The organism is Nonomuraea sp. CA-218870 (assembly GCF_050936535.1).
Classification (GTDB): Bacteria; Actinomycetota; Actinomycetes; order Streptosporangiales; family Streptosporangiaceae; genus Nonomuraea; species Nonomuraea corallina.
This window is the reverse complement of record NZ_JBNJMN010000001.1, coordinates 1,951,311-1,971,340: the sequence shown is the minus strand read 5'-3', so window position 1 is coordinate 1,971,340 and position 20,030 is coordinate 1,951,311. Positions and strand designations below refer to the sequence as shown.

Here is a 20,030-nt window from a genome sequence, read left to right as displayed (position 1 = left end):
ACACGACAGAACATTATTCGATAGGCCAGGGACATGGTCGCAGCCGACGAGTTCGATGAGATCCTCCGCCAGGTCCGGCAGTTCGTCCGCACCCGGGTCGTACCCAGGGAGCAGGAGATCGCCGACGCCGACGCGATCCCGGACGACCTCCGCCGCCAGGCGGCCGGCATGGGCCTGTTCGGCTACGCCATCCCCGCCGAGTACGGAGGACTCGGGCTGGACATCGCCCAGGACGTCCGGCTCGGTTTCGAGTTCGGTTACACCACGCTCGCGTTCCGGTCCATGTTCGGCACCAACAACGGGATCGCCGGCCAGGTCCTCGTCGGGTTCGGCACCGAGGCGCAGAAGGAGCGCTGGCTGCCGTCGCTGGCGTCCGGCGAGGTCACCGCGGCGTTCGCGCTGACGGAGCCGGAGGCGGGCTCCGACCCGTCGGGGCTGAAGACCTCGGCGGCGCCCGACGGCGACGGCTGGGTGATCGACGGCACCAAGCGGTTCATCACCAACGCCCCGATCGCGGGGTTGTTCGTGGTGTTCGCCCGGGTCCGGCCGGCCGACGCGGCGGGCAGCGGCATCGCGGTGTTCCTGGTGCCGGCCGACGCTCCCGGCGTGACCGTGGGGCCGAAGGACGCCAAGATGGGCCAGGAGGGCGCCTGGACCGCCGAGGTCGCGTTCACCGGGGTCCGCCTCGGCGCGGACGCGCTGATCGGCGGCGAGGTCGACGCCGGATTCCGGGCCGCGATGACCGTGCTGGCCCGCGGCCGGCTGCACATCTCGGCGGTGGCCGTGGGCCTGATGGAGCGGGCGCTCGACGAGTCGGTGGCGTTCGCCGCGCACAACCGGCAGGGCGGCCGGCCGGTCGGCGACTACCAGCTCGTGCAGGCGATGCTCGCCGAGCAGAAGGCCCTGTGCATGGCCGGCCGGGCGATGGCCGCCGAGGCCGCCCGGCTCTGGCTGACCGGCGAGGACCGCAGGCTCGCGCCCTCGGCCACCAAGCTCTTCTGCACCGAGGCGGCGGACAAGGTCGCCGACCTGGCCGTCCAGGTGCACGGCGGCAGCGGCTACATGCGCGGCGTGCCGGTCGAGCGGATCTACCGCGACGTGCGCCTGCTGCGCCTGTACGAGGGCACCAGCGAGATCCAGAAGCTCATCGTCGGGCGCGAGCTGATGCGCGGGGCCCGCGCGTGACGCCCGACGAGAAACGCGTCGCCCGGATCGACGGCGCCGAGACGCGGGCCGCCGCCGGTGCCAGAAAGGCAGGTCGCTGATGTCCGCACCGCTGGAGGGGCTGCGCGTCGTCGAGCTCTCCGGGTACGTGGCCACGCCGCTGTGCGGCATGACCCTGGCGCAGCTCGGCGCCGACGTGGTCCGGGTGGAGCCGATCGGCGGCCAGGCCGACCGCTCCCGGTGGCCGCTCGGCCCGTCCGGCACCAGCCTCTACTGGACCGGGCTCAACAAGGGCAAGCGCGCCATCGAGGTCGACTTCCGCTCCGAGGAGGGCCGCGCGGTCATCGCCGACCTGATCGAGCGGCGCGGCGTCGTGGTGGCCAACGCCGACCTGCCCGGACTGTCGTACGAGAAGCTCCGCGAGCGCCGCGGGGACCTCATCCACGCGCTGCTCACCGGCAGGCGCGACGGCGGCACCGCGGTCGACTACACGGTCAACGCCGAGACGGGGCTGCCCGCGGTGACCGGGCCGGCCGGGATCGACGGGCCGGTCAACCACGTGCTGCCCGCCTGGGACATCGCCGCCGGGCTCTACCTGTCGACCGGGCTGCTGGCCGCCGAGCGGCACCGGCTGCTGACCGGCGAGGGGCGGCGCATCACGGTCGCGCTGCGCGACGTGGCGCTGTCCATGGTCGCCAACCTCGGCTACCTGGCCGACGCCCAGCTCGGCGGCGAGCCCAGGACCAAGGACGGCAACCACCTGTACGGCGGCTACGGGCGCGACTTCCGCACCGCCGACGGCCGGCGCGTCATGCTCGTGGTGCTCACCTCGCGCCACTGGTCCGACCTGCTCGCCCTGACGGGCCTCGCCGCCGCCGTCGAGGCGGTGGAGCGGGCGCTCGGCGCCGACTTCCGGCGCGAGGCCGACCGGTACGCGCACCGCGCCGTCATCGGCGGGCTGCTGGAGCCGTGGTTCGCGGCCCGGCCGTGCGCCGAGGTGGAGGCGGCGCTGTCGGCCCGGCGACTGCTGTACGCGCCGTACCGGACGTTCGAGGAGCTGGCGGCGGACCCCGAGGCGCTGCTGGCCGGCAACCCCGTGCTGGGGATGCTCGACCAGCCCGGCGTGGGCCCGCACCTGTCGGCGGGCTCGCCGCTGGTCGTGGACGGCGAGCAGGAGCCGCCGCGCCCGGCGCCGTCCGTGGGCCGGCACACCGGCGAGGTGCTGCGCGAGGAACTGGGCTACTCGGAGCGGGACGTCGCGGCGCTGCGCGAGCGGGGCGCGATCGGCTGACCCCGTCAGGTGAGGGGCACGGTCATGCGGCGGACCAGGGTGTGCAGGTAAGCCCGGAAGTCCTCCACCTCGTCCGGCCCGGCCGGCTCCCCCTGCTTCTGCGGCCAGTCGGGCGACACGCGGCGCATGCCGCCCGACAGGAACCCGTACACGCACCACACGATGGTCCAGACGAGGTGGTGGCCGTTCACGTCGGCCGGCAGGAGCCCTCGTACGGCCGCCACCACCTCCGTGGCGAGCGGCTGCGAGTAGAGGTCCTCCATGTCGGGCGTGTCGGTGGCGTCGCCGGTCCAGCGGTGCAGCCACAGCGCCAGATACTCCGGATGCGCGACGTTGAAGTCGAGATAGGCGTCGACCAGGTCGAGCGCGCCCTGGAGGCCGGGGGCGGCGGACCTCAGGGCCTGATCCATGACCTCCCGCTCGGCCTGGACGGCGCGGACCATCACCTCTTGGTACAGCTCCGGCTTCTCGCCCACCAGCCGGGTCAGCCGTTCCACGTCGACGCCCGCCGCGTCGGCGATCATCCGCATCGACGTCCAGTCGTACCCCAGCTCGGCGTAGAGCCGCGTCGCCACCCCGATCAACCGGTCCGTCTCCGCATCCATGGCCCTCACTGTAGGTGATGCCGCGATCTCCGTACGACAGGGGGTGGGATGTCGCTCCTGGTCAGAGCGGTCGCGGCGGGCGGGCGGTCAGAAGAGCCGGTTGATCCCGGGCCCGACCAGGGTCAGCCCGGCGCGCTCCGGCTCAAGGCTCACCAGGCGCCGCGTCCGCCCGGTGCCGACGTTCAGGGCGTACGCGACCGTGCGGCCGTCCGCGCGGCCGTCCGCGCGGCGCAGCATGATCCTGTCCAGCGTGGCCTCGTCGTGGGAGAAGCCCTCTTCGGGCGGGTGGGCGCTGGGTGACTCGGGGCAGCACGCACTGCAGTAGGTCCTCGGCGAGGTAAGCGCACCCTGCCGGCGCACCCCGCCGGGCAGGAGGTTGCACCTCACCGTGTTCCGGCGGGGCGCGTCTCGGGCGCGGGAAGGCGGCGCGGCGGCCCGGAGCCGCCGCGCCGCGATCTTGGGGTCAGCTCGCGCTGCAGGAGACCGTCGGCCAGGTCCAGTTGCCGTTGTGCTGGATCGTCACCCCCCAGTTGTTGCCGCTGCCGTTGGGCCTGGCGGTCATCGTCTGGGCGCTGGGATAGCCGGCGCTGATGTTCCAGGTGGAGAGGATCCGCGCCGGGGACGGCACGTTCATGGTCACGGTCCAGTTGCTCGATCCGCTGACCGCGACGTTGAGGTTGTAGCGGTCGCTCCACTGCTGGCCGGCGGAGAGCGTCGCGGTGCAGCCACCGCCCGGGTTACCGGGGTTGCCGGGGTTGCCCGGGTCTCCGCCGCTGCCGCCGATGGTGATGTTGGAGTTCCCGCTGCTCTGGTAGCCCTCGGTCGCCAGGATCATGTAGTCATGGCTGCCCATGCTCATCCCGTTCCTGGCCCAGGCGTCGAAGTGGTTGCCGGAGGTGATGGTGCCGCCGGTCCGCCGCGACTGGCGGACGCTCCAGAACTGCTTGAACGTCCTCGTGCCCTCGATGGAGGGGGCGTTGTAGCGGGTCGTCTCGTAGATGTCGTACGTGCCGCCGTCGCTGGAGACCGTGCCCTTGTACGTACCGGTAGGCCGGTAGCTGCCCCAGTTGTCGACGATGTAGTACTCGATGAGCGGGTTCCGCGTCCAGCCGTAGAGCGTCAGGTAGGCGTTGCCTGACGGGTTGAAGCTACCCGAGTAGGTGACCGCCCGGCGGCCGCCGGTGCTCCAGCCCTTGCCGGCGACGAAGTTGCCGGTGTTGCGCCAGGAGGTGCTGTAGTTGCCGCCGGAACCGAGCTCCATGGAGACCGTTCCCTGGCTGTCAGTCCAGAACGAGTAGAAGTACCCGTTGTTGTTGCCGGTCTGGTTCGAGGTGATGGGGGCGGCGTGCGCGATGCCGGGCATCGCCACGGCCATGAGCAGAGCGGCGGCTACGGCGCAGGAGCGGCGGACGAGCGAGCCCAGGCCGCCGCGGCTGCGGATCTTCGGGGGTGCGGGGGCGCCGTGCATGGTGCTTCCTCCTCGCGAAGGCGGACAGCGTGGTACGACCCCGGCGAGGCCGGTGGCCGGAGGTCGATGGCGACAGTGTCAATCCGGCCCCGAAAGTTGTCAACGATTCCCGAAATGTATCGGCGAGACTCAGGAGCCAATAGACCTGGCTATCGCCTTCACCTGGAGATCAAGCGCCGACAAGGCTGGTGAAACTTTCACACAGCTCTGATTAATCGAAGGATCACTATCATGGCGCGAATGCGGAAATTACCGTTAATCGGCCTGGTCGCGGCCCTCACTGCCACCTGTTGCGGCACCGCCTCGGCGGCCGCCACCCCCTCGCGGACGACAAGTCCCCTTACAGCAAGGGTCTTTCGCAACCGGTCAGGGGCCCGATCTATCCCGCATACGGCAACCCGTCCATCGACGTGCTCCACTACGGGCTGAAACTGGCCTGGCGGCCGGACCGCTTGTGGCGGCGGCCCGCGGCCACCGTGTTCTCGATGGACAGGCTGTCACCGAGGTCGTAGCTGACGTACACCGCCGGGGTGGTGCGGCAGTGCTCCAGCGGTCCCTCGATCCACCAGGCGTAGCAGTTCAGGCCGGGTCTGGCGTGCTCGGGGCCCCGGCGGGGCGGTGAACGTCCACTCCACGTCCTCCCGGTCGTCGGCGACCGTCAGCCGATAGGCGCCCTCGCCTTCGGGTCGGCCGGCGCGAACACCTTGTCGGAGGCGGTCGCGGCGCCCGGTGTGCTCGGTGTGGCGAACCACCGCTCCCGGGTGCTCCCCCGCTTGTCGAAGACGCCGACCCGGTAGCGGGTCTCCTCGACCTCCTCGGCCGGGTCCGTACCGGTCCGCGCGGACATGCCCGTGGAGTGCACGATCGTGGGATCGAGCGGCCAGACCCACTGCGACCGGCGCTGCGGCAGCGGGAGAGCCCAGTTCACGGCGTCCGTGCCGGTGCCCAGATAGGTGACGTCGTCGGTACGCCAGGTGCTCCGCCAGATCGAGGCCCCGATGTACGCTCCGGCGGGCACCTCGAGGTCGACCCGGTGGAGCCCGCGCTCGGTGACCTTGTAGTGCGTCGAGTCGGGGACGCGGCCGTCCTCGTATGGCCGGAACACGTAGGCTTCTGCGTGATGGCCAGCGGGATCGGGCAGGCGCCCTGCTTGTCGTTGAAGGCCAGGATGCCGGCGGTGCCGGCGTCCCTGATCGGCCCGACGCGCTCGATCCGCAGGCCGCACGCGTTCCCCATGACGCCCGGCGCCGGCTCGGCGTCGATCAGGACGAGCGCGCCGCGCAGGTCCTTGCCCGCGAGGTCCTCCGGCAGTCCCTTGCCCGCCTCGACACGGCCCTTGGTGACCTTCTCGGTCGGCAGCGCCCACACCTTCTCACGAGCTGGGCGAGCTCCTTCTCCCGGCCCACCAGGACCGGCGAGATCACTCGGCCAGCTCGCACGCGATCATTCAACTGCACGCGCTTTCACATATCAATCGTCACCCTTGGGGTGACCTGTCCTGGTTCAGCGGTCAGCCGGTGGCGCAGAACACGCGGTCGAGGGACTGGAAGGCGGCGAGCGCGGCCTTCTCGTCGGCCGGCTTGGGCAGGGCGGTCAGGGCGAACGAGACGGCCCGGCCCTCCTCGGTGACGCCGTTGCGCGTCTCGTAGCCGTCGATGTCGCCGCCGTGGCCCCAGATGTGACCGCCGCAGGAAAGCTTGATCTTGAACATGCCGAGGCCGTACTCGAAGCCCGGCAGGAAGTTCTTCAGCTTGACCGTCTCCTTCATCTCCTTGAGCTGCTGGGGCTTGAGCAGCTTGCCGCCCATCAGGGCCACGAAGAAGCGGTTCACGTCGCTCGGCCTCGCGATGAGCTGGCCGGCCGCCCAGCCCCAGCTCGGGTCGATCTCCGTGACGTCGACCGGCTTCGCCCCGGACTCGCCGAAGTGGTAGCCCGCAGGGTGCGGGTCGCGGATGGTCTGGACGCCGGGACCGGGCCAGTAGGTGTGCTTGAGCCCCAGCGGCTTGATGATCCGCTTGGTGATCTCCTCCTGGATCGGGCGGCCGGTGACCTCCTGGATGAGCAGGCCGAGAGCGACGTAGCCGGTGTTGCTGTAGGCCCAGTCCTTGCCGGGCGGGAACAGGCGCTTGTGGCCGAGCCCCTGGCGGAGCAGGTCGTACGGCTCCCGGTACTTGTCGCGCACCTCCAGGATGGAGGGCATGTCCTGGGTGTAGTTCGGCAGGCCGCTGGTGTGGTTCAGCAGCATCCGGACGGTGATCTTACGGCCGTCGTTGCCGTTGCCGCGGATGACCTTGGGGAGATACTTCTCGACCGGCGCGTCCAGATCGATCTTGCCCTCGCCGGCGAGCTGCAGCGCGACCACGGCGGTGTAGGTCTTGGTGTTGCTGGCGATGCGCACGTACGCGTCGGCCGGGATCTTCGCCTTCGTCCTCAGGTCGGCGACGCCGGCCGTGACGTGGCGGACCCGGCCGTTCTTGTCGCGCACCGTGCCGAGGGCGCCGGGGAAGCCGTGCTCCTTGACGAGCCGCTCCAGCTCCTTGCGCAGGGCGTCGTCGCGGCCCGTCTCGGGCTTCCCTGTCGCGGCCCGGCCCGCTTCGGCCTTCCCGGCGGCGGCGGTCGCCGGCGCGGCGGTCAGGGTGAGCGCGGCCAGCGCGGCGAGCGCGCCCGTAGTGATCTTGGTGAACATGGTGGTCGGTCCCCGTCGGAGTCGGTGGTCGTGGTGACGGGTACAAGACTCCCGCCGCGGGCCGCCATGATCGATCCCGTGCGCTGGAGACCCGGAGTACAGCAGGCACTACCGGCCGGCGCTCACGACGCGCCCAGCCGGACCTCCGCCATCGGACGCCACCGCCACGTCGCCGTCGCGTCGTCCTGTTCGACGATGTGGATGCTGCGGATGGTCACCTCCCGATCCGGGAGCCGCTCCCCCAGCGCCTCGATCACCGGGGCCGCCGGGCCGTCCGCGTTGCTGTAGGCCACCGCGACGTGCGGGGTCCACGAACCGTGAGGGAGGTAGCCGTCGCGGCCCGTCGCCGCCCGCGTGGCGAACTTCGCCGCCTCCAGCAGGGGCCGCAGCCGCTCGGCCGGCCGCGCCTCCAGCGCGACCTCCTCCGGGTCGTACAGCACACGGCCGAGCGTGACGGTGAACGGCTCGACCCGGGCGAGCTGGCCCGCCGCCTCCTGAGCCATCACGCCCACCTGGTCCCCGGTGATCTCGTCGGCGCTTCCGGCGACGAACGTGGTGAGGTGGAGGAACGCGGGCGGCACCGGGTCGAGCCCGGGCACGCCCTCCAGGCGATCACGGGCGTCCTGCGCGACGGCCCGCGCGTGCGGGTCGTCACCCAACAGGACATGCCAGTAGATCCGGCCCTGGGATCGGCGTCTCCCCCATCGGTCGGCCATGCGCGTCGGGAGTGGACTCACACATCCTCCTCGTCCGGGCGGGGAGTGGTACGTGGTGATCTGCTCACACAGCGTGGTCACCATATCGGAGCGGCGCCGGAGCGGGCGGCCAATCGCCCGGCCCGTCCGGCCCGGTCACCCGGCCCGCGCCGGCGATGCCGCGGCCCACCAGGGAATGCCCGCGGAACCGGGACCCAGGCAAAATCTCCCCGCGCCGATGAGTTCTGCGGCCCGGGTAGGTCTACCTCTGAACAGATAAGGAAACGCACGTCATCAGGGAGACACCATGGCCACGAACGCGCTTCCGCCGGTCGTCGACGCCGAGACCTGGCAGCGCGAGCTCGACGCGCTGCGGGCCAGGGAGAAGGCCGCGACCCGGGAACTCGACGCCATCGCCGCCCAGCGCCGGCGCCTGCCTATGGTGCGGATGCCGGACTACACGCTGGAGGGCGAGGAAGGACCGGTCCGGCTGGCGGACGTCTTCGAGGGCAAGAGCCAGCTGATCGTCTACAACCACATGTGGTTCCCGGGCAAGGAGTGGCAGTGCCCGGGCTGTACGGGGTTCACCTCGCAGTTCACCCGGCTGGAGTTCCTGGACAACCACGACGCCCGGTTCGTCATCGTCACCCAGGGCCCCATCGACGAGGCACTCGCCTACAAGCGGCGGGTCGGGAACAAGATGACCTGGTACTCCACCGCCAACAGCCCGTTCGGCGCCGACGTCGGCGCGCCGCCCGGCGGAGGCTTCGCCGTCAACGTGTTCCTGCGCGACGGCGACACCGTCTACCGCACCTGGCACACCAACGGCCGGGGCACCGAGCAGATCGGCCACTCCTTCGCGCTGATCGACCTCCTGCCGTACGGCCGCCAGGAGGAGTGGCAGGACTCGCCCGAAGGCTGGCCGCAGTCGCCCACCTACAGCCGCTGGGCCGACTCCAAGGAGATCGCGGCCATCTACGGCGAGGACAACGGGTAAGCCGGGGGCGGGTGCCGGGGGCGGAGGTCCCGCCCCCGGCGTTCCCACCCCGTCGACAGATCTGGAGCACTCCCTGTGGGGAAGGGGAGGGGCCATGATGACCGGACGCCGCCGTGACGCCGCGCTCTCCCCTTCCGAGCAGGCGGCCGTACGCGAACTCCTCGACGCCGACCGCCGCAGGACCATCGGCCGCATCGCCCTGCTGGGCCGCGACCGGGACGAGATCGTCACGTCGTCGGCGCTGACGGCCCCCGACGACGAGCACGACCCCGAGGGCACGTCCACCGCGTTCGAGCGGACCCACGTCCAGGCCCTCCTCGACCAGGCCCGGACCCACCTCGCCGAACTCGACCGCGCCTCCGAGCGGCTACGCGACGGCACCTACGGAACCTGCGCCAGGTGCGGGCGGCGCATCCCCGTCGAACGCCTGAAGATCCTCCCGGCCGTCCGGACCTGCGTGCCCTGCGCCTCCCGCCGCCGCTGACCTGCCGCCGGCCGTCCGCTCCCCCTAAGGGCCGTCCCCTAGACGTGCGGCGGTAGGCCCGGGGCCCACCGTACAAGGGAGGACGTAGACCGACTGCCTCCCCTCGCCGGACGTTTCCCGCCGCCCGTTTCGTCAGTCTGGATCCAGACGGAAACGACATCGACGGGGAGCACCAAATGATCGAGAACGCGATCTCCAAGCTGGCCACCTGGCTGTCCAGGCACAGCATCGACGTGCTGCGCGTCAGCCTCGGGCTGGTCTTCGTGGCCTTCGGCACCCTCAAGTTCTTCCCGGGGGTCAGCCCGGCCGAGGCACTCTCGGTGGCCACGCTGGAGAAGCTGTCCTTAGGCCTGCTGTCGGGCTACGCGGCGCAGTTCGTGATCGCCGGCATGGAGGTCTTCATCGGCCTCACCCTGGTCACCGGCAGGCTACTGAAAACCGGACTGGTCGTGATGACCGGCGCCCTGGCCGGCTTCTTCGCACCGTACGCACTGTTCTTCACCGACCTGTTCCCCGGCGCCCCGACGCTGGAGGCCCAGTACATCTTCAAGGACATCGTCCTGGCCGCCGCCGCCATGGTCATCGGCGCCCGCGCGCTCGGCGCCCGCCTGACGCCGGCGCCGAGCCTGATCTTCGAAAAGCCGGCGACCGGCCCTCGGCCCGTGTACGACCGCTGACTCCGGCCCGCCCGTCAACGAGATCCATGAACCGATCGACGATCCCTCGCCCGCCTGACGCGACCGCCGACGGCGGGCGATTCCCTTCACCCGGTCCGGCTGCCCCACAGATGGGCGAGCAGCAAGTCCAGCGGACGCGGCACGCGGCCGGGGTCGAGCGCCGCGACGAGGAGCCGGGAATAGCGGATCTTGCGGCCGGACCCCGCCGACATGAACCGGCGCAACTGGTCGTGCGCGGCCCGGCCGCGCCACGCGGGCTGCCTCTGCAGCGTACGGAACGAGCCGAGCTCGCCCTCCGCCTCGACGACGCGCTCGACCGCATCGGCGCCCAGGGCGCGGATCAGCTCGTCCTCGAGGTCGGCGACGCACACGAAGAACCCGAGCGCCTCCATGTCGCCGCGGCCGAGACCGGAGCCGAAGCCGGCGAGCTCCAGCCCTCGCCGGAAGTCCTCCTCCTCGCCGGCGTCGCACAGACCGGCCAGCCGGAGGCCGCTGCCCGCGGGGCCGAACCTGCCGAGGTACGTCCTGATGTTCGTGGCGCCGCCCATCGCCACCACCGAGACCCCTGCGGCGGCCAGGTCGCAGCCACGGCGCTCCGCCAGCGCCTCGACAGCCGACTTGTCGCTCACTCCTTCGACCAGGACCACGGTCCGTGTGTCACTCACAGCGCCAGCTTCGCACCTGACTGGGCGAGATTCATGCTATTTCCCGCGGTGCGTGATCAGGTGGCCGGCTGGTGCCCCCCTCGGAGGGCGTCCAGCTCCGCCCGGATCCGCCCGAGCCCTTCCGTGCCCAGCCGGCGCCCGTCCGGGAGCTGGTCGTCCCGTTCCCAGCGCCACGTGGTGACCATCGCGAGCATGAGGATCCGGCACGCGCGCAGCAGCTCCCGGTCGACGCCCGGATAGTGCTCGGCGACCTCTTCGGGCGCGTGGGCCAGGTCGAACTCCACCGGCCCGCGGCAGCACGTCTCGAAGTCGATGAACAGCGGCCCGTCCCTGGTGACGAGCACGTTGCCCGGATGCGGCTCGCCGTGCAACAGCTGCTCGGCGCCGCCGCGTTCGCCGATCATCCGCCCCAGGCTCCGTAACGTGTCGCCGAGCAGCTCCCGGTCCGCGTCGGCGAGCGCCGGGGTGTGGTCGCGGCCGGCCACGAGCCGCTGCGCGTGCCCGACCCGGTCCGTCACGTGCGGCACCGGGACGTCGACCTCGCGCATCCCCGCGTGCAGGCTCCGCAGCGCGGCGGCGTAGCCGGCCGGGGACAGCTCCTGAGGAGTCACCGGTTCGTAGAAGGTCCACAGCGTGACATCGAAGCCGTCACGCTCGTAGACCCGTGGCTCCGCCCGAGGGTCCAGAGCGGCCACCGGACATCCGGCCTCGGCGAGCCGGCGGGCGAGCTCGACCTCGAACCGCGCGATCCCGTGCGCCAGGGGCGCCACCCTGGCCACGACGTCGGCCGGCAGCAGCCGCAGCGTGAGCTTGTTCGAGTTGTGGAGCACGACCGCGTCGGCGGCCGCCAGGCCGAGTGACGAGGCGATCGACCTGGCCGCGGCGACGGCACGTGTGACCTCTGACTCCTGCAACGTATCCTCTTCCCTTCAGGTGGTACGACGCATGGACCCACCGCAACCCTCGCACACCGGCGATCTTCCAGCGGTCAGCCGATGCGGTAGACCCGGTAGTCGACGGGGTCGAGCGCCGGCTCGTTGACGGCCACGGTCACCGCGGAGCTCAGCCAGGCGTAGCGTTCGGCGCCGGTCTCGAACAGCGGCGCGTGCGTCTCGTTCCAGGCGATGGTCTCACCGGTCCGTCCTCCCTCACCCGATTCCCTGGACTGTTTGTCCAGAACAGACATACGATCCAGTCATGACCGCCGCCGATCCCCGCGTCCAGACGTGGGCCCCGGTCTGCCAGGCTGTCGCCCTGCTGCTCAGCCCGTACGCCGAGGTCGTCCTGCACGATCCCGAGACCGATCAGGTGCTGGAGATCTGGAACCCCATGACCTCGCGCGCCCCCGGAGACCCCTCCTTCCTCGGCGAACTCGACGAACTCCCCCCGTCAGCCACAGACGTGTACGGACCGTACGAGAAATTGCTGGTAGACGGTCGCCGCCTGTCTTCCATCACCGCGATCCTGCGCGACCCCCAGGGGGAGACGTCGGCGGTGCTGTGCGTCAACCTCGACCGCACGCCGCTGGAACAGGCCGCCGCCGTCCTGTCCGCGTTCGGCGCGCCGACCGTGCCGCGCCCTCAGCCGCTGTTCGAACAGGACTGGCGCGAACGCGTCCAGCACGTGATCGGCGCCCAGGTCCGAGAGACCGGCAACCCGGTCGAACGCCTGACCCGCCAGGACCGCCTGGCCGTGCTCCGCCGGCTGGACGAGGAGGGGGTCCTCGCGGTGCGCCGGGCCGCGCCGGTCGTCGCCGGCGCCCTGCGCGTCTCCCGCTCCACCCTCTACAGCCTGCTGGCGGAGCTGCGAGCCCCACGTACGGAGGATCGACCGTGACCGCACTTCCCGACTTCCGGCTGGAAACCTACTTCTCCCGGTGGGAGTTCACCGCCCGTCACCACCTGACGGCCTCCGACGCCCAGACCATGACTCTCTCCGAACTGCTCGCCCTGGCCGGCGACGAGGACCGGCACGCCTTCGAGAACCTGCCCCTGAGCTACACCGAGACCTTCGGCGACCCGGCCCTGCGCCAGGTGATCGCCGCCACGTACGCCCACGCCGCCCCCGACGACGTGCTCTGCTTCGCCGGCGCCGAAGAGGCCCTCTACCTCGCCTCGCACGTCCTGCTCGGCCCGGACGACCACGCGGTGGTGCTGACCCCGAACTACCAGTCCGCCGAGACCGTGCCTCTGTCGCTGTGCGACGTCACCGGCGTGGCCCTCGACCCGGACCACGACTGGGCCCTGGACCTCGACCAGGTGGCGGCGGCGATCCGCCCCAACACCCGCCTCGTCTCGGTCAACTTCCCCCACAACCCCACCGGCAAGGTCATCGACGTGGCCGACTTCACCGCCCTGGTGAACCTCTGCGACGAACGCGGCATCCACCTGTTCAGCGACGAGGTCTACCGCGGCCTCGAACGCGACCCGGCCCGCACTCTGCCCCAGGCGGCCGACCTGTCCGAACGCGCGCTGTCCCTGAACGTGACCTCCAAAGCCCTCGGCCTGCCCGGACTCCGGATCGGCTGGATCGTCTGCCGCGACCGCGCCCTCCTGTCCCGCCTCGAACGGGCCAAGCACTACACCACCATCTGCAACTCCGCGCCCAGCGAGGTCCTGGCCCGCATCGCGCTCAAGGCCCGCGAGACGATCCTGGACCGCAACCGGGCCCTCATCGCGGCCAACCTGCCGGCGTTCGACGCGTTCTTCGCCGAGTTCGCGGACCACTTCGAGTGGCGCGCCCCGGACGGCGGCTGCGTGAGCTACCCCCGCTACCTCGGCGCCGACGGCGTGGAGACCTTCTGCGCCGACCTGGTACAGGAAGCCGGCGTCCTGCTGTTGCCCGCCGGCATCTACCGCTCGGACCTCACCCCCACGCCCACCGACCGCTTCCGCATCGGCATCGGCCGCCGCGGCGCGGAAGAGGGCCTGGCGGCCTTCGCCGACTGGATGCGCGCCAACCGGTGACGACGCACACGACAAGAAGACCACCAAGTCCGGCCGCACTTCCAGAAGCCCGAAGCTCGGACTTTCCCAATCGGTAGCGGCTCATTTCGCAGGGCGGTCATAGTCGGAGTGATTACCGATGCGCTCCGGCGTTCCCAAAGCTCTCGAGAGGCGGCCAGAGCATGACAGAACTACCCCAGGTGATCACTACGAGGGGCAGCGATTGCTACCACGCCGGCGAGGATTGCCCCATGTTCCTGGCGGGCCGATACGGCAGCGAAATCCAAGGCAACCGCCTGCACAAAATCCTGAGAATGCCCGCAGCGGACGCGCAGGCCAGCGGCTGGAGGCCGTGCCCCGGATGCGTCGGCAGCTCTTGACAGCTGGAAAAGTTCATCCCCGACCACGTTTGCGGCGACTGGCTGCGGAAGCCCCGCTCCTCGATACCTCCCCGGCCTGATCACCTCGCCGGATTGTCGGCGGCGAAGGATACGGTGGACCGGTGGAACTCACCCCCCAGCAGGCGCTCGGCCTGCGGATGTCCAGCCTGCTGCTACGAGCGTCGACCGGCGCCGGCCGGGCGACGGGCGTGGCCGAGGTGGTGACCTGGCTCGGGGCGATGCAGGCGCAGGACCTGGCCAGCGGTCTGTGGTCGTTCGGCGCGCGGCTGCCCGGACACACCGCCGCCGACGTCACCGCCGCGCTGGAGCGGCGTGAGGCGCTGCGCACGTGGCCGATGCGCGGCACCATCCATTTCGTCCCCTCCCGCGACGCCCGCTGGATGGTCGAGCTGATGGGCGTCCGGGTGCTGAACGGCGCGGCGCGGCGGCGCGAGCAACTCGGCCTCTCCGAGGAGACCGCCCTCCAGGCCATGGAGGTGCTGGGCGCGGCCCTGGCCGGCGGCGGGCGGCTGAGCCGGTCGGAATGCCTGGCCGTGCTGACCGAGAAGGGCATCGACACCAGCGGCCAGCGCGGCTACCACCTGCTGTGGTACGCGAGCCAGCGGGGCCTGCTGTGCATCGCCCCCAACATCGGCAACGAGCAGAGCTTCGTGCTGCTCGACGAGTGGGCCCCCGACCCGCACCGGCCGGAGCGCGACGAGGCGCTGGGCACCATCGCCCTGCGTTACTTCCGTGGCCGCGGACCGACCACCCGGCAGGACTTCGCGGGCTGGACCGGCCTGACCGCGACCGACGCCAAACGCGGCATCGCCGTGGCCGGCGACGCGCTGGCCCGGGTGACCGTCCAAGGGTTGGAGACGTACCTCGACGCCGCGCTCCTCGACACCACCCCTCCCCCGGCCGGCGACGACGAGGTGCTCGTGCTGCCGGGGTTCGACGAATACCTGCTGGGCTACAAGGACCGCTCGCTCATGGTCGCCGACGAGCACAAGGCGGCCATCATCCCCGGCGGCAACGGGATCTTCCGGTCCACCGTGGTACGCGCCGGCCGGGTCGTGGCCACCTGGACACGCACCCTCACCAAGAGCGGAGTACGGATCGCCGTTCAGCCGCTCACACCGCTCGGCGGAAGCGACCGGGCGGAGGTCGAGCGGGCGTTCGAGCCGTACGCGCAGTTCGTCGAACGCACCCCGGAGGTGCGCTGGCCGTGACCCGGCGGGGACGGCGCCGGCCCGGCGGCCGCCGCTGATCGCACGGCGGCTGCCTACCTGGCCACGGTCCGGGCGAGGAGGGCGCGCAGGAGGCGGACGTAAGGGCTCCGGCGCGCGGGGCGCGCCGGCGGACTCCAGGTGGCTTCTGCGCGGTCCAGGCCGTCCTCCACGCAGGCGTCGTGCAGGTGCCGCCACAGCAAGGGCCAGGTGAGACGGGCAGGGCCGTGGACGCGCATGGCCAGGGTGTGGCGCAGCAGGGTCCGGTGTTCGTCGACGGGCAGCACGGCGTATTCGTGGAACCCGTCGAAGCCGCGCGGGGCGCCGAAACCGAAGCGCACCCAGGTGGAGGGAACGTAGGCGATCACGGTGTAGCGGATGGGACCGTGTCCGCCTGCCGCTCCGACGGCCAAGGGCCGGTCCAGGCGCATCGCGGGCCAGTCGCGGCGCGGCCACAGCGCGTCGTGCTCCCCGGCCAGGGAGTCGATCAATGACCCGACCTCGCTCTGTTCCGCGTGGATCAGGCGTTCGTGCACGTTGTACACGCCCATCGAGTCCTCCCTATCGGGTTTCAGAGACATCCCTCTAATATTCAGGAGAGTATCCTCCATTTCATGGCGAGGCCAGCCCGATTCACCGCCGACCAGTTCGTTGACGCCGCCGTACGCAAGGCCGCGGCGGCCGGTCCGGCGGCCGTGACCATGTCCGCGGTCGCGGCCGAACTGGGCGCCCCGAACGGCTCGATCTACCACCGGTTCGCCACCCGTACGGACCTGCTCGCCGAGACGTGGCTGCGCACCGTGGAGTCCTTCCAGGAGGGATACCTCGCCGTTGTCGGCACCCCCACCCGCGACGCGGCGGCGCAGGTCGCACGCGCCGCGGCTCGCCAGGTGGTCGCCTGGAGCCGCGCCCATCCCGAGCAGGCGACCGTGTTGCTCTACGGCGCGGACGACTTCGACCGCGCTCACTGGTCCGAACCGCACCGCCGGCGCGCCGAGGCGGGCAACCAGCGCGTCCACGCGGCGCTCGCCACCCTCGCCGACACCCTGGAACCGCACACCCCCGAGTCCGCCGACCGCGTCACCCTCGCTCTGATCGACCTGCCGCTCGCGCTGGTCCGACGTCACCTGCGCGCCGGCGCGGCCCTGCCCCCGCATGCCGAGGATCTCGCCGAGGACAGCGCCGCCGCCCTCCTGAGCCGTCAGTGTCTTCGAGGCGCTGAGGGCAAGGGCGGTCCGTATGGGGTGGCCTCGTGACGAGAGTGTGACGAGGGCGGCTCGCCTCTCGGCCTCCCCCGCGTGCTCTGACAGAGCACGACTCCGTACGCGAGCCGATAGCACGTCCTTCAGGGGCCCACGGCTGAGTAAACAAGCAAAAAGCCAGGTCAGACGAGATCTGACCTGGCTGATGGTGTGTGCCCCCTGTAGGATTCGAACCTACGCACCCGGCTCCGGAGGCCGGTGCTCTATCCCCTGAGCTAAGGGGGCTCAACGAGAACCAAGGCTACCAGCATTCCGGACCCCCTCGGCACCAGATAACCGTCCGCCAACACATCGCCGGAAAACCCCCCGTCACCGCTCTGCTACCGCTAGCTTGACCGCCGTGGGTGAGGTTCTGGGCAAAGTTCTGGTCGTGGACGATGACGAGGTCATTCGTCAGCTCATCGCCGTCAATCTGAACCTTGAGGGGTTCGAGGTGGTGACGGCCACCGATGGGCAGGATTGCCTTGATCGGGTGCTGGACGTGCGGCCTGATGTGGTCACGCTGGATGTGATGATGCCGTGTCTGGACGGGTGGACGACGGCTGAGCGGTTGCGCGGTGACGAGGCGACGCGGCACATCAAGGTGGTGTTGATCACTGCGCGGGCGCAGGATGACGACAAGCGCCGGGGCAGGGAGATCGGGGTCGACGCCTATCTGACGAAGCCGTTCGATCCGGGTGAGCTGATCCAGGTGGTGCGGGACCTCGTCACGGGATGAGGCCGTCGCGGCGGGCCGTGGCCGCGGCCTGGGTGCGGGTGGAGACGTCGAGTTTGCCGAGGATGTTGGAGACGTGGACGCTGACCGTCTTCTGGGCGATGAAGAGGCGGGCGGCGATCTCCTTGTTGGTGAGGCCTTCGGCGACGAGGGCGAGGACCTCCTGCTCGCGGGCGGTGAGGACGCTGTCGGCGCCGCCGGTGCTGAAGCGGGCGCGGCGGGCCAGGTCGGCGAGGGCGCGGCGCAGTGGTTCTGCGCGCAGGCTGGTGGCGGTCGCTTCGGCTCGGGACCACTCGGTCATGGCGGCGTCGCGGTCGCCTGAGGCGAGCAGGGCCTCGGCGAGGCGCCAGAGGGCGCGCGCCTCCTCGTAGGGGAAGAAGGAGAAGGTGTCGGCGACCTGCCGCCACAGCTCGGGGTCGAGACGGCCGTGGACGCGGTGCCATTCGGCTTCGGCGCGCAGCGCCCACGCCTGGCCTTCGGGGCCCATGTGGACGCGCTCGCCGAGGATGCCGGATTCGACGGCGTGGCGGGCGGCGGCGAGCAGGTCGTCGGCGCCTTCGGTGGTGCCGAGGTCGGCGAGCGCCCACAGGCCGACGGCGGCGATGCGGACGGTGCCGGGGTCGCCGGGCACCAGGATGTCGAGGGCGGCGCGTACGTGGTCGAGGGCGGTGGCGGGGTCGCCGTGCCACAGGGCGTGTTCGGCGGCCAGGCCGCGGGAGATGTAGGCGGTGAGCTGGTCGCGCCAGAACGGGCGCAGCCATCCGAGGCGGCTCTCGACGGCGGGCCGGTCGCGGCCGACCTCGATGAACAGGGCGAACGACGACAGCAGGGCCTCGGGGGTGGTGCCGACGCGGGCGCCGAAGCCGGCCGCGACCGCTTCGGCCTGGTCCCAGTCGCCGGACACGTAGTGGATGAGGAAGCGGAGGAAGCGCAGCTCGGTGCCGTAGATGCTCCACTTGAGGCCGGTCTCGTAGGCGAGCCGGATGCCGGTGTCGGCGACCTCGGCCGCTTCGGCCATGCGGCCCTGGTCGAAGTGGATGCGGGCGTGGTGGAACAGGGCGCGCAGGTCCATCGCCAGGTCGCCGCTGCGCCGGGCGGTGGCGAGCCGGACGAGGTCGTGGGCCTTGGCCAGGCCGTGGTGGACCTCGGTGTAGATGGCGAGGATGAGCTGGGCGTTGGTCTCGGCGTCCTTGGCGCCCGCGGCGCGGGCGGTGTCGAGGGCGCGGTGGGCGAGCGCCTCGACCTCGGAGTGGCGTGCGGTCCACATCAGGGCGCGGGCGAGCGTGGCCAGGGCCCTGGCGAGGGAGACCTGGTCGGTCGCGGTCTCGACGGCGTGTTCGGCGGCCGTGACGGCGGCGTCGAGGTCGTCGACCTCGACGAGGTAGTAGGCGAGCCGCTCACTCACCTCGGAGGTCTGGGGCTGGGCGCGCAGGGCGGTGATGGCGCGGTGGTTGTCGCCGCTGTCGGCGGCGGCGACCGCGCTGCGGAAGGCGAGCGTCTCGCGGCTCTCACCGGCCAGCTCGGCGGCGTCGTCGACGCGGTCCCACAGGCTGAGCACGCGGTCGTAGTGGCTGTGGGCCTCGGCGGGGGCGCCGAGGCGCTCGGCCTCGCGGCCGGCCTGGGCGGAGGCGGCCAGCGCGCCGGCCAGGTCGTGGCCTGCGAGGTGGTGGTGGGCCAGCTCGGCGGGTGAGGTGAGCAGGCGGGCGAAGGCGGCGTGGAGGCGGGTGCGCTCCCCGGGCAGCAGGTCGTGGTAGACGGCTTCCTGCAGCAGGGCGTGGCGGAAGGCGTAGCCCTGGCCGTGGACGCGGAGCAGCCCGCGCGAGACGATCTCCCGCACCGCCTCCTCGAACTCCGGCAGCGGCAGCCCGGCGACCTCGCGGAGCAGCTCGTCCTCGACCCTGCGGCCGGCGACGGCGGCGGCGCGCAGCACCTGCTGGCCGGCCGGGGAGAGCACCTCGACGCGGGACATCAGCAGGCTGGCCAGGCCGTCGGGCAGGCTCTCGCCCTCGGCCAGGGCGGCGAACAGCTCTTCGGCGTAGAACGGGTTGCCGTCGGCGCGGGTGACGATGAGGTTGAGGTCGTGGGCGCCGACGGCGCCGAAGGTGGACACGTAGTCGGACATCTCGTCGGCGTCGAGCGGGCCCAGCTCCACGCCGGTGACGGTCGGCAGGCGCTTGAGCTCGGCGAGGACGGAGCGCAGCGGGTGCCGTCGGTGGATGTCGTCGGTGCGGTAGGTGCCGACGACGCAGACGCTCTCGGTCTGGACCATGCGGCTGAGGAACACGAGCAGGTCGCGGGTGGACCGGTCGGCCCAGTGGAGGTCCTCGATCACGAACAGCACCGGCTGGATCTCGTGGAGCAGCCCGAGGAGCGAGCCGAACAGCCGCTGCTGGGTGAGGCCGGCCTGCGGGGCGGTCTCGGTGCCGGGCAGGAGCTGGCCGAGCAGCGGGTGGGCGGCGGCGGCCGCGGCCACCGCGGGCTCGGCGCCGCGCAGGGCGTCGGCGAGCGGCAGGTAGGGCAGCGCGTCGCCGAGCTCGGCGCACTGGCCGGCGAGCACGCGGAAGCCGCGCTCGCGGGCCTCTGCCACCAGCTCGGCTGCCAGCCGGGTCTTGCCGATGCCGGCGTCGCCGCCGACGAGCGCGACCCCGGCGGTGCCGGACGCGGCCGCGTCGAGCACGCGGACGAGCCGAGCCAGCTCGGCCGCGCGTCCGACGAGGGAACCGTTCACGCAGCCACTATCCCACGGGTGACCGACAACCTCTTTGGT

At 71.5% G+C, this 20,030-nt stretch carries 21 protein-coding genes and 1 tRNA gene; 10 read left to right on the top strand and 12 right to left on the bottom strand.

The window, feature by feature from the left end:
• Positions 1-33: 33 nt before the first annotated feature.
• Positions 34-1,185 (top strand): acyl-CoA dehydrogenase family protein, encoded by a 1,152-nt coding sequence (locus tag ACQEUU_RS09770; protein ID WP_433063191.1) that lies wholly within the window; start codon positions 34-36, stop codon positions 1,183-1,185.
• Positions 1,186-1,264: 79 nt separating this feature from the next.
• Complete coding sequence (locus ACQEUU_RS09765) at positions 1,265-2,455, top strand: CoA transferase (protein WP_433063188.1); 1,191 nt, start codon at positions 1,265-1,267, stop codon at positions 2,453-2,455.
• Between the two features lie 5 nt (positions 2,456-2,460).
• Here ACQEUU_RS09765 and ACQEUU_RS09760 read toward each other — a convergent pair whose 3' ends face one another.
• From ACQEUU_RS09760 to ACQEUU_RS09735, 6 genes are all read right to left on the bottom strand, one after another.
• Positions 2,461-3,060: a TetR/AcrR family transcriptional regulator gene (locus ACQEUU_RS09760; RefSeq protein WP_433063185.1), complete on the bottom strand. Its 600-nt coding sequence runs from the start codon at positions 3,058-3,060 to the stop codon at positions 2,461-2,463.
• Between the two features lie 87 nt (positions 3,061-3,147).
• A complete protein-coding gene (locus ACQEUU_RS09755; protein ID WP_433063182.1) occupies positions 3,148-3,447 on the bottom strand; it encodes a hypothetical protein in 300 nt (99 codons plus the stop codon).
• A gap of 76 nt (positions 3,448-3,523) precedes the next feature.
• On the bottom strand, positions 3,524-4,528 hold the full coding sequence (locus tag ACQEUU_RS09750; protein WP_433063179.1) for a glycoside hydrolase family 11 protein: 1,005 nt from the start codon (positions 4,526-4,528) through the stop codon (positions 3,524-3,526).
• Positions 4,529-5,186: 658 nt separating this feature from the next.
• Positions 5,187-5,633, bottom strand: coding sequence for a hypothetical protein (locus ACQEUU_RS09745; protein ID WP_433063177.1), 447 nt, complete (start codon positions 5,631-5,633; stop codon positions 5,187-5,189).
• 405 nt (positions 5,634-6,038) lie between these two features.
• Positions 6,039-7,214: a serine hydrolase domain-containing protein gene (locus ACQEUU_RS09740; protein WP_433063174.1), complete on the bottom strand. Its 1,176-nt coding sequence runs from the start codon at positions 7,212-7,214 to the stop codon at positions 6,039-6,041.
• 122 nt (positions 7,215-7,336) lie between these two features.
• Entirely contained in the window at positions 7,337-7,873 is a 537-nt protein-coding gene (locus ACQEUU_RS09735) for a 2'-5' RNA ligase family protein (protein WP_433063172.1), read from the bottom strand.
• Between the two features lie 343 nt (positions 7,874-8,216).
• On the opposite strand from ACQEUU_RS09735, the gene ACQEUU_RS09730 reads away from it, so the two are divergent.
• The 3 genes from ACQEUU_RS09730 to ACQEUU_RS09720 all read left to right on the top strand — a co-directional run bounded on the left by ACQEUU_RS09730 (position 8,217) and on the right by ACQEUU_RS09720 (position 10,067).
• Positions 8,217-8,906 (top strand): DUF899 domain-containing protein, encoded by a 690-nt coding sequence (locus ACQEUU_RS09730; protein WP_433063169.1) that lies wholly within the window; start codon positions 8,217-8,219, stop codon positions 8,904-8,906.
• 94 nt (positions 8,907-9,000) lie between these two features.
• Positions 9,001-9,390, top strand: a complete 390-nt coding sequence (locus ACQEUU_RS09725) for a TraR/DksA family transcriptional regulator (RefSeq protein ID WP_433063166.1) — start codon at positions 9,001-9,003, stop codon at positions 9,388-9,390.
• Between the two features lie 176 nt (positions 9,391-9,566).
• On the top strand, positions 9,567-10,067 hold the full coding sequence (locus ACQEUU_RS09720; RefSeq protein WP_433063163.1) for a DoxX family protein: 501 nt from the start codon (positions 9,567-9,569) through the stop codon (positions 10,065-10,067).
• Positions 10,068-10,153: 86 nt separating this feature from the next.
• Here ACQEUU_RS09720 and ACQEUU_RS09715 read toward each other — a convergent pair whose 3' ends face one another.
• The 3 genes from ACQEUU_RS09715 to ACQEUU_RS09705 form a co-directional block, all read right to left on the bottom strand.
• Positions 10,154-10,732 (bottom strand): TOPRIM nucleotidyl transferase/hydrolase domain-containing protein, encoded by a 579-nt coding sequence (locus ACQEUU_RS09715; protein ID WP_433063160.1) that lies wholly within the window; start codon positions 10,730-10,732, stop codon positions 10,154-10,156.
• A 56-nt stretch (positions 10,733-10,788) separates the two neighbouring features.
• On the bottom strand, positions 10,789-11,646 hold the full coding sequence (locus tag ACQEUU_RS09710; protein ID WP_433063157.1) for a phosphotransferase enzyme family protein: 858 nt from the start codon (positions 11,644-11,646) through the stop codon (positions 10,789-10,791).
• A 74-nt stretch (positions 11,647-11,720) separates the two neighbouring features.
• The gene (locus tag ACQEUU_RS09705; protein ID WP_433063154.1) at positions 11,721-11,918 is read right to left on the bottom strand and encodes a DUF3237 family protein; all 198 of its coding nucleotides are present in this window, start codon (positions 11,916-11,918) and stop codon (positions 11,721-11,723) included.
• Positions 11,919-11,929: 11 nt separating this feature from the next.
• Between ACQEUU_RS09705 and ACQEUU_RS09700 the strand changes: the two genes are divergently transcribed.
• The 3 genes from ACQEUU_RS09700 to ACQEUU_RS09690 all read left to right on the top strand — a co-directional run bounded on the left by ACQEUU_RS09700 (position 11,930) and on the right by ACQEUU_RS09690 (position 15,289).
• Entirely contained in the window at positions 11,930-12,568 is a 639-nt protein-coding gene (locus ACQEUU_RS09700; RefSeq protein ID WP_433063151.1) for a helix-turn-helix transcriptional regulator, read from the top strand.
• Entirely contained in the window at positions 12,565-13,698 is a 1,134-nt protein-coding gene (locus tag ACQEUU_RS09695) for an aminotransferase class I/II-fold pyridoxal phosphate-dependent enzyme (protein WP_433063148.1), read from the top strand. The genes ACQEUU_RS09700 and ACQEUU_RS09695 overlap by 4 nt, the downstream gene beginning before the upstream one ends.
• 481 nt (positions 13,699-14,179) lie before the next feature.
• Positions 14,180-15,289 carry a winged helix DNA-binding domain-containing protein gene (locus tag ACQEUU_RS09690; RefSeq protein WP_433063145.1) on the top strand — a complete coding sequence of 370 codons (1,110 nt, stop codon included), beginning with the start codon at positions 14,180-14,182 and terminating at the stop codon, positions 15,287-15,289.
• Between the two features lie 53 nt (positions 15,290-15,342).
• Here ACQEUU_RS09690 and ACQEUU_RS09685 read toward each other — a convergent pair whose 3' ends face one another.
• A complete protein-coding gene (locus ACQEUU_RS09685) occupies positions 15,343-15,837 on the bottom strand; it encodes an SRPBCC family protein (protein ID WP_433063142.1) in 495 nt (164 codons plus the stop codon).
• A 63-nt stretch (positions 15,838-15,900) separates the two neighbouring features.
• On the opposite strand from ACQEUU_RS09685, the gene ACQEUU_RS09680 reads away from it, so the two are divergent.
• Positions 15,901-16,542 (top strand): TetR family transcriptional regulator, encoded by a 642-nt coding sequence (locus tag ACQEUU_RS09680; RefSeq protein WP_433063140.1) that lies wholly within the window; start codon positions 15,901-15,903, stop codon positions 16,540-16,542.
• A gap of 159 nt (positions 16,543-16,701) precedes the next feature.
• Here ACQEUU_RS09680 and ACQEUU_RS09675 read toward each other — a convergent pair.
• A tRNA-Arg gene (locus tag ACQEUU_RS09675) sits at positions 16,702-16,773 on the bottom strand.
• Between the two features lie 115 nt (positions 16,774-16,888).
• Between ACQEUU_RS09675 and ACQEUU_RS09670 the strand changes: the two genes are divergently transcribed.
• On the top strand, positions 16,889-17,266 hold the full coding sequence (locus ACQEUU_RS09670; RefSeq protein ID WP_433063137.1) for a response regulator: 378 nt from the start codon (positions 16,889-16,891) through the stop codon (positions 17,264-17,266).
• Here ACQEUU_RS09670 and ACQEUU_RS09665 read toward each other — a convergent pair.
• Positions 17,256-19,991: a helix-turn-helix transcriptional regulator gene (locus tag ACQEUU_RS09665; protein ID WP_433063134.1), complete on the bottom strand. Its 2,736-nt coding sequence runs from the start codon at positions 19,989-19,991 to the stop codon at positions 17,256-17,258. The genes ACQEUU_RS09670 and ACQEUU_RS09665 overlap by 11 nt on opposite strands.
• Between the last annotated feature and the right edge of the window lie 39 nt (positions 19,992-20,030).